12 protein-coding genes are annotated in these 12,509 nt (G+C 58.6%); 10 read left to right on the top strand and 2 right to left on the bottom strand.

Going from position 1 to position 12,509, the window contains the following annotated elements:
* The first annotated feature begins 26 nt into the window (after nucleotides 1–26).
* The 7 genes from MWU51_RS08855 to MWU51_RS08825 all read left to right on the top strand — a co-directional run bounded on the left by MWU51_RS08855 (nucleotide 27) and on the right by MWU51_RS08825 (nucleotide 6,299).
* Nucleotides 27–716, top strand: a complete 690-nt coding sequence (locus tag MWU51_RS08855; RefSeq protein ID WP_247036488.1) for a tripartite tricarboxylate transporter TctB family protein — start codon at nucleotides 27–29, stop codon at nucleotides 714–716.
* Nucleotides 717–723: 7 nt separating this feature from the next.
* Nucleotides 724–2,364, top strand: a complete 1,641-nt coding sequence (locus MWU51_RS08850) for a tripartite tricarboxylate transporter permease (RefSeq protein WP_247036487.1) — start codon at nucleotides 724–726, stop codon at nucleotides 2,362–2,364.
* Nucleotides 2,247–3,713, top strand: a complete 1,467-nt coding sequence (locus MWU51_RS08845) for an aldehyde dehydrogenase (RefSeq protein WP_247038781.1) — start codon at nucleotides 2,247–2,249, stop codon at nucleotides 3,711–3,713. The genes MWU51_RS08850 and MWU51_RS08845 overlap by 118 nt, the downstream gene beginning before the upstream one ends.
* Nucleotides 3,710–4,942 carry a Tm-1-like ATP-binding domain-containing protein gene (locus MWU51_RS08840; protein ID WP_247036485.1) on the top strand — a complete coding sequence of 411 codons (1,233 nt, stop codon included), beginning with the start codon at nucleotides 3,710–3,712 and terminating at the stop codon, nucleotides 4,940–4,942. The genes MWU51_RS08845 and MWU51_RS08840 overlap by 4 nt, the downstream gene beginning before the upstream one ends.
* 74 nt (nucleotides 4,943–5,016) lie before the next feature.
* The gene (locus tag MWU51_RS08835) at nucleotides 5,017–5,415 is read left to right on the top strand and encodes a 5-carboxymethyl-2-hydroxymuconate Delta-isomerase (protein ID WP_247036483.1); all 399 of its coding nucleotides are present in this window, start codon (nucleotides 5,017–5,019) and stop codon (nucleotides 5,413–5,415) included.
* Nucleotides 5,412–5,837, top strand: a complete 426-nt coding sequence (hpaR, locus tag MWU51_RS08830) for a homoprotocatechuate degradation operon regulator HpaR (protein ID WP_247036481.1) — start codon at nucleotides 5,412–5,414, stop codon at nucleotides 5,835–5,837. Before MWU51_RS08835 ends, hpaR begins: the two co-directional genes overlap by 4 nt.
* Nucleotides 5,838–5,909: 72 nt before the next feature.
* Nucleotides 5,910–6,299: an acyl-CoA thioesterase gene (locus tag MWU51_RS08825; RefSeq protein ID WP_247036479.1), complete on the top strand. Its 390-nt coding sequence runs from the start codon at nucleotides 5,910–5,912 to the stop codon at nucleotides 6,297–6,299.
* Nucleotide 6,300: 1 nt separating this feature from the next.
* Here MWU51_RS08825 and MWU51_RS08820 read toward each other — a convergent pair whose 3' ends face one another.
* Both MWU51_RS08820 and ettA read right to left on the bottom strand, forming a co-directional pair.
* Entirely contained in the window at nucleotides 6,301–6,792 is a 492-nt protein-coding gene (locus MWU51_RS08820; RefSeq protein WP_247036477.1) for a histidine phosphatase family protein, read from the bottom strand.
* Nucleotides 6,793–7,516: 724 nt separating this feature from the next.
* Nucleotides 7,517–9,172 carry an energy-dependent translational throttle protein EttA gene (gene ettA, locus MWU51_RS08815; protein ID WP_247036475.1) on the bottom strand — a complete coding sequence of 552 codons (1,656 nt, stop codon included), beginning with the start codon at nucleotides 9,170–9,172 and terminating at the stop codon, nucleotides 7,517–7,519.
* Nucleotides 9,173–9,247: 75 nt separating this feature from the next.
* Between ettA and mgrA the strand changes: the two genes are divergently transcribed.
* From mgrA to dacB, 3 genes are all read left to right on the top strand, one after another.
* Entirely contained in the window at nucleotides 9,248–10,279 is a 1,032-nt protein-coding gene (mgrA, locus tag MWU51_RS08810; protein ID WP_247036473.1) for an L-glyceraldehyde 3-phosphate reductase, read from the top strand.
* 39 nt (nucleotides 10,280–10,318) lie between these two features.
* Nucleotides 10,319–10,915 carry a nicotinate-nucleotide adenylyltransferase gene (locus tag MWU51_RS08805; RefSeq protein ID WP_247036471.1) on the top strand — a complete coding sequence of 199 codons (597 nt, stop codon included), beginning with the start codon at nucleotides 10,319–10,321 and terminating at the stop codon, nucleotides 10,913–10,915.
* A gap of 125 nt (nucleotides 10,916–11,040) precedes the next feature.
* Entirely contained in the window at nucleotides 11,041–12,501 is a 1,461-nt protein-coding gene (dacB, locus tag MWU51_RS08800; RefSeq protein ID WP_348646727.1) for a D-alanyl-D-alanine carboxypeptidase/D-alanyl-D-alanine-endopeptidase, read from the top strand.
* Nucleotides 12,502–12,509: the final 8 nt, after the last annotated feature.

Here is a 12,509-nt window from a genome sequence, read left to right as displayed (position 1 = left end):
GCCCTGTTTTCCGATGAGGGGCAGGCATGAGCGACGACATTTCCGAACATCCGGACCGACCGCAGCGCGGCCAAGTGCTGTTCGCAGCCTTGTTCCTGATCTGCGCGACGATGTTGATCGCGGCCTTGGGCAGCCAGACCAAGTGGCTGGATGGCAAAGATTTCTTTGCCCAGCCCCGGTTCTGGCCCGCCATTGGCGTGGGTGGCATGGTGTTATTCACTGCCCTGCATTTCTGGCATCTACCTCGCAAACCGCGACGTCTGCCGCGCTGGATGCGCGAAGCGGACTGGCTACAATGGGCGGAAAGCCTGTTCTGGGGCGTGTTGGCGCTTGCCTTATCGCTGTGGCTGGGCCCGATCAAGGCGGCCCCTTATGTGTTTCTTGTGGCGACGATCCGAGTGACCTGGCTGTACCAGCACTGGACCGACCGGCGCGAGGCGAAGGTTTGGGCGTCCGTGGCTGAATGGGCGGGTTGGTTTCTGGTCTATGTCCTTTTGGTCCCGATCATCGGGTATCTGCCGGTCACTGTCGCCTTCACGATGCTCCTGACATGGCGGGTGGGCTACCGCGATCGCATCATGATGATAAGTGCGGTTCTGTTCGCCATCGCTGTCGTGCTGGTTTTCAAAAGCTTCCTGCAGGTGAAGATCCCCGGCAGCTCGCTGTATGAGTATTTGCCCGACGCGCTGCGCTCTTTCTTCATCCTGAATTTCTGAGGGGCCGATGGATCTGATTTTCGACTTCCTTGCACAGGTTCAGGCCAGCTCGAGTTATTTGGCGCGCTGGGACGTGGTGCTGGCGCTTTTAGTCGGGTCGGTTGGCGGCGTGATCATCGGCGCGATCCCCGGCGTGGGACCAGCGGTTGCCATTGCGATCTTGCTGCCCGCGACCTTTTCGATGGACCCGATTGTCGGGCTGACGGTGCTGCTGGGCATCTATGGAAGCTCGATGTATGGCGGGTCGATCCCGGCGATCTTGATCAACACCCCGGGCACGGCGGTCAATGCGCTGACCACCTATGACGGCTTTCCGATGACCACACGGGGCGAGGCGCGCCGCGCGTTGTCGCTGGCCTACAGTTCGTCGTTTTTCGGTGGCGTTTTCTCGGTAATGTGCCTGATCTTTTTCGCGCCGGTATTGGCGAAAGTCGCCCCGATGTTTGGCAGCCGGGAAATCTTTCTGGCCGCGCTGTTGGGCATCATTCTTGTGGTGACAGCGCACCGCAAACACACGTTGATAGCCGCCGCCATGGCGTGTTTTGGCATTTGGCTGAACACGATCGGGCTGCATTCAGCCAGCTATTCCAAGCGCTATACGTTTGACCAAAGCTGGCTGTCGGGCGGCGTGAACCTAATCGTCGTCGTATTGGGGTTGTTTGCCTTGAGCCAAGCCTTCACGCTGCTGCATGGTGACGACGAAAAAGTGCGTCTGACCAAGCTAAAGGGCAGCTTCTTTCAAGGGTTCCGAGAGCTTGCCCGCCACCCGCGCATCGCCGGTGTGTCCGGGAGCTTTGGCGTGATCATGGGGATGATCCCCGGCGTGGGCGAATTTACTGCGCAGTTCATGTCCTACACCTATGCGCAAAAAAATTCCAAACGTCCCGAAGATTTCGGGCATGGATCAAGCGAGGGGCTGATTGCGGCGGAAACCGCCAACAACGCCGTGCCTGCGGCCGCCATGGTGCCGCTGCTCGCGTTGGGCATCCCGGGCGAGGCGCTGACGGCGATGATGCTGTCGGTCTTTTACGTCCACAACGTGATCCCCGGCCCGCAATTGTTCCAGAACGATATGGATTTCGTGGTGGCGCTCTACCTCGCGCTTCTGATCCTGAACGTGTTGGTGGTCATCTTTCTGCTTGTCGCCACCAATCAGTTGATCAAGGTTGTGAAGATCCCCAACCGGTTTCTTGGCGTCTGCATCCTGATCCTCAGCTTTGTGGGGGTCTATAGCCTACGCAATTCATTCACCGACTGCATTCTTGCGGCGGGTTTCGGCATCTTCGGGTTCGTTATGAAACGGATGCAACTGCCCGTCGTGCCCATCGTGCTTGGCATGGTGCTTGGCGGCATCATGGAGGTGAAGCTACGCAGCGCCATGGCGCGGGTGAAATCCCCGCTCGACTTCATTGATCGTCCGATCGCGGCGATCCTGTTTGGAATGATCGTTCTGGTTCTGATCCAGCATTTGCGCCGGGTCTGGCTGGACCACAAGGAAAGAAAGACGGACGAATGGCAGACCAGTCACGCATCAACGAGCTTCGCCGCCATCCTGTCGCGCCGCAGAAATTATATATTGACGGAGCGTGGGAAGAAGGTTCGGGGGAGGCGCAAGACGTTCTCTCGCCGATTGACGGATCGACGCTGACGACGATTATTTGCGCGTCGGCAACGGATGTGGATCGCGCCGTGGCAGCCGCGCGGCGGGCTTTTGACGATGGACGATGGAGCCGGACCGCGCCCGCACATCGCAAGAAGGTGCTGAACAAGCTGGCCAATCTGATCGAGGCGAATGCGTTGGAACTGGCGGTGCTGGGCGTGCGCGATAATGGCACTGAGATTGGTATGGCGCTGAAGGCCGAACCCGGATCAGCCGCGGGCACGTTTCGCTATTATGCCGAGGCTCTGGATAAGGTTTACGGCGAGATTGCTCCAACGCCGGGCAACGTGTTGGGGCTTGTGCATAAGGAACCTGTGGGTGTCGTGGGCGCCATCGTGCCATGGAACTTCCCGTTGATGATTGGGGCATGGAAGCTGGCGCCAGCCTTGGCAGCGGGAAACTCGGTGGTTCTGAAGCCTGCTGAAACCGCATCGCTGAGTTTGCTTAAGCTGGCGGAACTGGCTGCCGAAGCGGGCTTGCCGGATGGCGTTTTGAACGTCGTAACCGGCAAAGGGTCGGTCACCGGCGAGGCGCTGGCCATGTCGATGGATGTGGACGTGTTGGTGTTTACTGGTTCGGGTGGGGTCGGGCGCAGGCTATTGGAATATTCGGCACGGTCCAACCTGAAGCGCTGCTATCTGGAGCTTGGCGGCAAATCGCCAAATGTGGTGTTTGCCGATGCGCCGGATTTGGAGCAGGCCGCGAAGATCTCGGCGGCGGGGATCTTCCGCAATGCAGGGCAGGTCTGCGTCGCGGGCTCGCGCCTGTTGGTCGAGGCGAGCGTGCATGATGAATTCGTTGAAGCGTTGTCACGCCACGCGGCGGCGATGAAGGTTGGCGACCCGCTGGACCTGACCACCAATATCGGCGCGGTGAACAACATCCCTCAGTTGGAAGGCAATTTGGGTTTCGTCAGCCGAGCGGTTGAGGACGGCGCCACACTCGCGCTGGGTGGGTCGCGCATCCTTGAAGAGACCGGTGGATATTACATGGAACCGACAGTTCTGACTGGCGTTCAGCCCCAACATCATGTGGCCCAGAACGAGGTGTTCGGTCCCGTGCTGGCCGTTACGCCCTTCACGTCAGACGCCGAGGCCGTTCAGATCGCAAACTCCACGAAGTTTGGTTTGGCCGCAGGGGTTTGGACGTCAAACCTAAGCCGTGCCCACCACATGGTGCGCGACATTCAGGCAGGCGTCGTGCACGTGAATACCTATGGCGGCCCGGATGGAACGGTCCCCCTGGGCGGGGTCAAGCAATCGGGCAACGGGCATGACAAGTCGATGCACGCTTTCGACAAGTATTTCGACCTCAAGACAGCATGGATGCAGCTATGATCGACAAGACGATTTTGGTCGTTGGCACCTATGACACCAAGGATGACGAGCTGAATTACATCGCGGACGTGATCCGTGGGCAGGGCGGTGCCGTCAAGACAATGGACATCTCGGTCCTGGGCGACCCAAGCACGCCTTGCGATTATTCCAAGCATGACGTGGCCGAGGCTGGCGGGTCGTCGATCCAAGCCGCCATCGACAGCGGGGATGAGAACACCGCGATGCAGATCATGGCGCAAGGATCGGCGGCGTTGGCGTTGCAGCTCTATCGCACAGGCGTCTTTGACGGGCTGATCGTTCTGGGCGGCACGATGGGCACCGATGCGGCGCTGGACTTGTGTCAAGTGCTGCCGATTGGGGTGCCGAAATACGTGGTCTCGACGGTCAGTTTTTCGCCTTTGATCCCGCCAGAACGCCTGCCTGCTGATGTGCAGATGATCCTGTGGGCCGGGGGGCTGTATGGCCTGAATTCGATCTGCAAAGCCTCGCTGTCTCAGGCGGCAGGGGCGGTGCTGGGGGCGGCGCGTGCGGTTGAGAAGCCGGATTTCACCAAGCCGCTGATAGGGATGACCAGTTTTGGAAAAACGGTCCTTCGTTACATGGTCAGCCTGAAACCCGCTTTAGAGGCACGCGGTTTCGAGGTTGCAGTGTTCCACGCCACCGGCATGGGAGGGCGCGCGTTTGAAAGTCTGGCGGGTGAGGGTGCCTTTGTCGCAGTCTTGGACTTTGCTCCGCAAGAGTTGGGCAACCACATCATGGGCTCCACGATCTCGGCGGGTCCTGATCGGATGACAAATGCCGGCGCGTCGGCAACACCGCAGATGGTGTCCATCGGGTGCTATGATTTGGTGGATTTTATCGGCTGGCAGGACGTGCCGCCGAAGTTGGTGGGGCAAGAGGTGCACGCTCACAACCGGCTGCTCTCGTCGGTGGTGATGTCGCCGGATCAGCGGCGCGAGATGGCGAGGGCGATGTGCAAGCAACTGTCTGGTGCCAAGGGGCCTGTTAGCTTGATATTGCCGCTTGAAGGCGGGAACGAATGGGATCGTCCCGGAGGACCCCTACATGACGCCGACGGGCTGGCCGCTTTCTGTGATGAAATTCGCGCTCAGTGCCCGGATAATGTCACACTTATAGAACTGGACGCCCATATTAATGACCCGGAATTCGCGGATCGCGTTCTGGCGAATTTCGATGATTGGGTGGCGAAGGGCGTCGTCAATCCCTGAGGCAACTTGTTGCACCTACAATGAATTGATTTTCAATCGCCACAGGTATTTACTGCCAGTGTTAAGGAGTGAACATGCCACACCTGTCTTTCGAATGCAGCCACGGGCTGGGCCAGCAGGCAGATTTGCCGGCGCTGGCCGAGACCATGCGCGCCGCACTGGCAGCCACGGGGCAGTGCCCCATCGGCGGCATCCGTGTGCGTGGGTTTGAAGCCACGGTTGATGCGATCGGTGACGGGGCAGGCGGGTACCACTTCCTTGATATGATCCTAAGGCTTGGACAGGGTCGGGACGAGGCGACGCGCGACGCCATCGCCGACCAGCTATACGCGGCCGTTGAGGCTGCTCTGCGGCCACAGATGGGCGATACGCCCTTCATTCTTAGCCTTGAGGTTCAGGACATTGAAACCCGCTTCAGCCGCAAAAGCTGGAGCACGATCCACGCGGCCCTCCGCGAAAAGGAACCGGAATGAGAAAACTAGAACGCGCCCTTCCCATCGCGCTGCTTCACGCGCGTGAAGCCACCCTGAAACCTTTCCGCCACGAGTTGGACCAGATCGACCTGACTGTTCAGCAATGGCGTGTGATCCGGGTGCTGGCCGAAGGAAAACCCTGCTGTGCCACCGAACTGGCCGAACGCTGCGTGCTGATGCCACCCAGCCTGAGCCGCATATTGAAGAACCTGACCGAGCGCGAGTTAATCGAGCGCGTGGACGACAGCGACGGACGCCGCCGCAAGGTGCAAATCGCGCCTGCGGGCTGTGCAAAATACACCCAGATGTCGGGCAAAGCGGCGAAAATTTACGAGGATCTTGAAAACCGGTTCGGGCACGAGAAAATGGAAACGCTGCTGGACCTGCTGAACGAGCTTTACGCGGTGGCCGATGCGCCCTGACGCCTCAAGCCGCTTGCGCCGTGACGGTGGGCGGCTTACCCATGGGAAAAGCATAAATACAACGAGGTTCCCATGAGCGACCAAAACACCGCGCTGGAAGGCGAAATCATCCTGCGCACGCTGGCGATGCCGAAAGACACCAACACTTCAGGCGATATCTTCGGGGGCTGGGTGATGAGCCAGATGGACATCGCCGGTGGGATTATTGCGGGTGAACGTGCCCAAGGCCGCGTGGCGACAGTGGCGGTGAACGCAATGAAGTTCATCCAACCGGTGAAAGTGGGCGATGTCTTGTGCATCTATGGCCGGGTGGGACGGGTCGGCACTACGTCAATGTCCATCGAGCTGGAGGCCTGGGTCAAACGCGACCGCCTTGGCGAACGTCACAAGGTGACCGAAGGCATATTTGTGTTCGTGGCGTTGGATGATGATGGGCAGCCGGTGGCCGTCGAAAAAGGCTGATCTAAACAGCCGGGCCATATTGTCGCCGGTCAATGTGCAAACCTCCCAGTTTGTCAGGCTTCACGATGAACAAGTCGCCGTAATTGAGCGGTGGTTCACCTCCCGCGTCCAACGCTTCCCAGATTTCGCGCAGATTGCCCTTGTTGCCGACCCAGACCACGGATTTTCTTGCTGACTGGGTGATCAACCGAGTGGCCATCCCATCTGCGGGCAGGCGGTTGATTGGCAGGTGACGGCTTGCCGCAAGCGGCTGGGCCGTGTCCAGATTGCGCTGAACACTTGGCGCATAGATCGCGTCGATCTTGAACCCATCCAACGCGCCGACCAAAGCCTTTGCCCGCGCGCGGCCTGTGTCATTCAGGTCAGACCCGGTGCGATCCCCGTGCCGAAGGATGATCAGTGTCGTGTTTGGTGCTAATCTCTGACGCCCCCCACGTGCGCACGCGGCGACAATGCCAGCGCCGGTCAGTGCCAGAAAAATCCGTCTTTTCATAATGTTTTCCCCTCTTCTTAATGGGAAAATTTTAGGAGGTCGGGGGAGGGTGGTCTACTTGACGGAAAGGTCAGGTGTTGGCGGTGAGAGACTGGTTGTTCTTATCTGTGAGATTCCGTCCGGTCGATAGGCCGGACAGCACCCGACCCTCCCCGTCGTGCCGGAGGCACGCCTTCGGCGAGACAGGGCGTTCCGCCCACCCAGTGTGAGGTGCTGTTCTTGTTCCCAGATGTAGAGGGGCAGCCCGAAGAACGCCCAACGTTACAGGAAGAACCCGAGGATTGTTAGCAAGAGTGAAATGATTCCGACAACGCCGGAATAAGACACTCGCCCCTCTACTTTGATTGATACTCGCATTGGAATAATCCTAAGCGTGCCCAACCGGTTGAGCGTTAAACTTCGCTTAGTGTTAATATACCACCCCAATTGCAGCGGTTCGGCTGCTTCTATGATCACTCGGAGTCGCCATTCGACGGCCACCCGCTCAGATTATTCGGAGCACCGCTCCGAGTCCTGCCGGACCGCCTTAGCCTACTACCCGCGAAGGTTTCGACACAGCGCCGCTAAGCACTTTCCGATAGGGCAGCCCACAGGGTCGCCTCGATTTAGACAACCTGTAGATGGTTAGCTTTGCTTTCCATTTGAAGAGAGCGTGAAGCTGGAAATGAAGTCAAATCCGCTGCCTTGCGTCAACAAAAAAACGGCCCCCGAAGGGGCCGCTCTCTTATCTCGTAAATTTCTTATGCTTCAAGCGTTTGGGCTCCAAAGCATCCGGTCCTAGCCTGCGTTTCTTGTCCTCTTCGTAATCCTCGAAGTTGCCTTCGAACCACTCCACATGCGCTTCGCCTTCAAAGGCAAGGATGTGAGTACAGATGCGGTCAAGGAAGAAGCGGTCGTGCGAGATGACGACGGCGCAGCCGGCGAAATCCACCAGTGCGTCTTCAAGCGCGCGCAAGGTTTCGACGTCCAAGTCGTTGGTCGGTTCATCGAGGAGGAGCACGTTGCCACCCTCTTTCAACAAGCGCGCCATGTGGACGCGGTTGCGCTCGCCCCCCGACAGCAGCGACAGTTTCTTTTGCTGATCGCCGCCTTTGAAGTTGAAGGACGAGCAATAAGCCCTTGAATTGACTTGTGCGTCGCCCAGCTCGATCAACTCGGCTCCGCCGGAAATGGCTTCCCACACTGTGTCATTTGCGTTCAGGTCGTCGCGCGACTGGTCCACGTATGACAGCTTGACCGTATCGCCCAATTCAATCGTGCCTTCGTCGGGCTGTTCCTGTCCGGTCAACATTTTGAACAGCGTCGATTTACCCGCGCCGTTCGGGCCGATCACGCCAACAATGCCACCGGGGGGCAGGCTGAAGGACAGGTCTTCGATCAGAAGCTTGTCGCCCATGTGTTTCTTCAGGCCCTCGACCTCAATCACTTTCGACCCGAGACGTGGGCCGTTTGGGATGACGATCTGGGCGCGACCCACTTTGTCACGCTCGGACTGGCTGGCCAGTTCGTTATAGGCGTTGATCCGTGCCTTCGACTTCGCCTGACGGGCTTTTTGACCCTGACGCATCCATTCCAGCTCGCGCTCCAGCGTTTTCTGCTTGGATTTGTCCTCGCGGGCTTCCTGCGTCAGTCGTTTGGCCTTCTGCTCCAGCCACGCGGAGTAGTTGCCCTCGTAGGGAATGCCCGATCCACGGTCGAGTTCGAGGATCCAGCCAGTGATATCATCAAGGAAATAACGGTCGTGGGTCACGATCAGGATGGTGCCCTTGTAGTCGATCAGGTGCTGCTGCAGCCAAGCGATGGTTTCAGCGTCAAGGTGGTTGGTTGGTTCGTCGAGCAACAACATGTCTGGCGCTTCGAGCAGCAGCTTGCACAGCGCAACGCGGCGTTTTTCACCGCCTGACAGAGTCGTGACGTCGGCATCATCGGGGGGGCAGCGCAGCGCCTCCATCGAGACGTCGATCTGAGCGTCCAGATCCCAGAGGTTCTGGGCGTCGATCTCGTCTTGCAGCTTGGCCATTTCCTCGGCGGTTTCGTCCGAGTAATTCATGGCGAGTTCGTTGTAACGCTCAAGTATTGCTTTCTTCTCGGCCACGCCCTGCATGACATTGCCGCGCACATCCAAGGAAGCATCGAGTTCTGGCTCCTGAGGCAGATAGCCAACTTTGGCGCCCTCAGCGGCCCAGGCCTCGCCCTGAAAATCCTTGTCGATGCCTGCCATGATGCGCATTAGCGTCGATTTACCGGTGCCGTTCACGCCGACCACACCGATTTTCACGCCCGGCAGGAAGCTAAGACGGATGTTCTCGAAGCACTTCTTGCCACCGGGATAGGTCTTGGAAACTCCGTCCATGTGGTAAACGTATTGATATGCGGCCATGGGATGTGTCCTCGCGTTTGACTTCCGGTTGTCTTAGCCAGACAAAGGGAGCAGCACAATCCCGAAGGAGCTTTCATGACCTATCATCCGGCAGAAGATCGCTATGAAAAGATGACCTATCGCCGTTGCGGCCGGTCGGGGTTGAAGCTGCCGGCGATCAGCCTGGGTCTGTGGCACAATTTCGGTCATGACTTTCCCCATGCAACCAAGCAGGCCATTTGTCGGGTGGCATTCGACAACGGGATCACGCATTTTGATCTGGCAAACAACTATGGCCCGCCCTTTGGCAGCGCGGAGGAAGCGTTCGGCGAGCTTCTTAAAACGGATTTCGCAGGACTGCGCGATGAGCTGATTATTAGTTCCAAGGCGGGCTATGATATGTGGCCGGGGCCGTATGGCGAATGGGGCAGCCGAAAATACCTGATCGCGTCTTGTGATCAAAGCCTTAAGCGTATGGGCGTAGATTATGTCGATATCTTCTATAGCCACCGGTTCGACCCCGATACGCCTCTGGAAGAAACCATGGGTGCGCTGGATCACATCGTGCGCTCGGGTCGAGCGCTCTATGCAGGTATCTCTAGCTATAACAGCCAACGCACGCGAGAGGCGGTGGCGATCCTGAACGATCTGGGCACGCCGTGTCTGATCCATCAGCCCAGCTACAACATGTTGAACCGCTGGGTTGAGCGTGATGGGCTGAAAGATACATTGAACGAGCTGGGCGTCGGGTCCATCGCGTTTACACCGTTGGCGCAGGGATTGCTGACCGGCAAGTATTTGAAGGGAATTCCATCGGACAGCCGCGCCAGCCAAGGTAAGTCACTGGCGCCTGAGTTGGTGTCGGATAGTGTCGTCAAAAGTTTGCGAGCATTGGCGGACATTGCCGAACGCCGAGGTCAAACTTTGGCGCAGATGGCGCTGGCTTGGGTGCTGCGGGATGGAGGAATTACCACCGCGTTGATCGGGGCGTCGCGACCGGAACAGGTTCTGGATTGCGTGGGTGCAGTTGATCGGTTGGATTTCAGTCAGGCAGAGCTGGACGAGATTGACGCGAACATCAGTGAAGAGACCGTGAACCTTTGGGCGCGATCCGCCGAACTCGACTAAGATCAGACCGGTTTGGTCGCGACGAAAACAGGCATTCATATGCGTTACGATTTACCCAAAGCGCGACCAGGTCAGGTTGTCGGACTGTTGGGCGGATCCTTCGATCCGGCCCATCAAGGGCATGCCCATATCACGCGCGAGGCATTGAAACGCTTTGGGCTGGACAGGGTCTGGTGGTTGGTGACGCCCGGAAATCCGCTTAAGAAGAACGGGCCTGCGCCCATCACGACGCGGTTGGAACGCGCACGTGTTGTCATGCAACATCCGCGTGTCGAGGTAACAGACATCGAAAGCCACACCCAAACGCGATACACCGCCGAGACATTGCAAGCGCTGCAACATCTGTATCCGGGTGTTCGGTTCGTCTGGTTGATGGGGGCCGATAATCTTGCCTCGTTCCATCGTTGGGATCGCTGGGAGTGGATCATGGCAAATGTACCGATCGGCGTGATAGCCCGTCCGGGTGAACGGGTGGCCGCGCGAACATCGCCTGCGGCCAAACGGTTCGAACATGCTAAGATTCCAGGGCGCATGGCACGTCTATTGGCAACTGCAGACGCCCCGGCATGGTCATTGATCAATGTGCCGATGGTAAACATCTCGTCGTCACAAATTCGCGCACGGGGCGATTGGTAACGCCGTCGCCCGGATGCCCGTGAGGACGTGACTTGGCGATGCAGATCACGATAAAGCGGGTTGCCCCGTGATCGCCCACACGGTTTAATTCGCCTATGGTTAAAGTGATTTCGAGGCGAGCATTATTGGGGGGGCTGGGCGCAAGTCTGGCCGGTCCAGCCTTTGCAAACGCGCCCGAGCTTTCGATCCGACCTGCCCCCAAGCTGCTTGATTTTTCGATACGACTTATCCCATCGGCGGATGCGTTGATTAAAGATGCAAATCTGGGGGGAAAGATCGGTTTTGTTGTGGCGGAAGCCAAGACGGGCCACATCCTTGAAGCGCACAGCCCCGTGTTGCCGTTGCCACCTGCAAGCGTCGCAAAGGCGATCACGGCCGTCTATGGCATTTCGGCACTTGGGCTGGCACACAGCTTTGAAACACAGGTGATTGCGACCGGTCCGATTGAGGCGGGAGTGGTCCAAGGCGATCTTGTGTTGGTCGGCGGCGGTGATCCGACGCTGGATACCAATGCGCTGGCGGCGCTGGTGAAGGCGCTGAAGCAAAAAAACGTTATGACGATCAAGGGCGACTTCATCGTTGATGGTCAAGAGCTACCCTATCAGCGGATGATTGATCCGGGGCAGCCGGACCATCTGGGATATAACCCCGCCGTGTCGGGACTGAACCTGAATTACAACCGTGTGCATTTCGAATGGAAGCGCGCGGGTCAGGATTTCGATGTGTCGATGGAGGCGCGATCAGACCGGTTCCGCCCGGCCGTCAAAATGGCGCGGATGCAGATCATCGACCGCACAGTGCCGGTCTATACCTATGAGAATGCCAAGGGCATCGACAATTGGACAGTAGCTCGTGGGGCGCTGGGGAAGGGCGGATCGCGCTGGCTTCCCGTGCGCAGGCCCGACCTCTATGCCGGCGAGGTGTTCCAGGTTCTGGCCCGCAGCGAAGGCATCCGTCTGCCCGGACCGACGGCGCGACCTGCATCGCCTGGAGGCACGGTGCTTGCGTCCCATCGTTCGCGACCGCTCAGGGACGTGGCACAGGGGATGCTGAAATACTCGACCAACCTGACGGCCGAGATGATCGGGCTGACCGCCACCGCAGCGCGTGGCCCCGTGCCAGACAGTCTGGCCGCTTCCGGCGCGGCCATGGCGCAATGGATGAACTCCGATCTGGGCGCCAGACGGGCGTATTTCCATGACCATAGCGGGCTGAGCGATCAATCACGTGTGTCGGCCAATGATATGGTGAAAGCACTGACAAGTGTTGGGCCAAACGGCTATCTGCAAGGATTAATGAAAGACGTGACGCCGCTGGACAAGATGGGGCGACCTGTCAAAGATGCCGCCTATTCCATCAAAGCGAAAACCGGCACCCTGAACTTCGTTAGTTCGCTGGCGGGATATTTGACCGCGCCAGACGGACGTCCGCTGACCTTCGCGATCTTCACGGCCGATATGGAACGGCGCGCGGCGATCCCGCGGGCTGACCGCGAACGCCCCAAAGGGGCAAAAGGGTGGAGCCGCCGGTCACGGGTCTTGCAACACCAGCTTTTGTCGCGTTGGGCTTTGGAATATGGCACCTGAAGGGCGGA

The organism is Aliiroseovarius sp. F47248L (assembly GCF_023016085.1).
Classification (GTDB): domain Bacteria; phylum Pseudomonadota; class Alphaproteobacteria; order Rhodobacterales; family Rhodobacteraceae; genus Aliiroseovarius.
This window is presented reverse-complemented; position numbering and strand designations above follow the sequence as displayed.

Excerpts from the sequence above, each read along its gene's own strand:
- MWU51_RS08855 (WP_247036488.1), top strand. The coding sequence starts at position 27 with ATGAGCGACGACATTTCCGAACATCCGGACCGACCGCAGCGCGGCCAA.
- MWU51_RS08850 (WP_247036487.1), top strand. The coding sequence starts at position 724 with ATGGATCTGATTTTCGACTTCCTTGCACAGGTTCAGGCCAGCTCGAGT.
- MWU51_RS08840 (WP_247036485.1), top strand. The coding sequence starts at position 3,710 with ATGATCGACAAGACGATTTTGGTCGTTGGCACCTATGACACCAAGGAT.
- MWU51_RS08835 (WP_247036483.1), top strand. The coding sequence starts at position 5,017 with ATGCCACACCTGTCTTTCGAATGCAGCCACGGGCTGGGCCAGCAGGCA.
- hpaR (WP_247036481.1), top strand. The coding sequence starts at position 5,412 with ATGAGAAAACTAGAACGCGCCCTTCCCATCGCGCTGCTTCACGCGCGT.
- MWU51_RS08825 (WP_247036479.1), top strand. The coding sequence starts at position 5,910 with ATGAGCGACCAAAACACCGCGCTGGAAGGCGAAATCATCCTGCGCACG.
- MWU51_RS08820 (WP_247036477.1), bottom strand. The coding sequence starts at position 6,792 with ATGAAAAGACGGATTTTTCTGGCACTGACCGGCGCTGGCATTGTCGCC.
- ettA (WP_247036475.1), bottom strand. The coding sequence starts at position 9,172 with ATGGCCGCATATCAATACGTTTACCACATGGACGGAGTTTCCAAGACC.
- mgrA (WP_247036473.1), top strand. The coding sequence starts at position 9,248 with ATGACCTATCATCCGGCAGAAGATCGCTATGAAAAGATGACCTATCGC.
- MWU51_RS08805 (WP_247036471.1), top strand. The coding sequence starts at position 10,319 with ATGCGTTACGATTTACCCAAAGCGCGACCAGGTCAGGTTGTCGGACTG.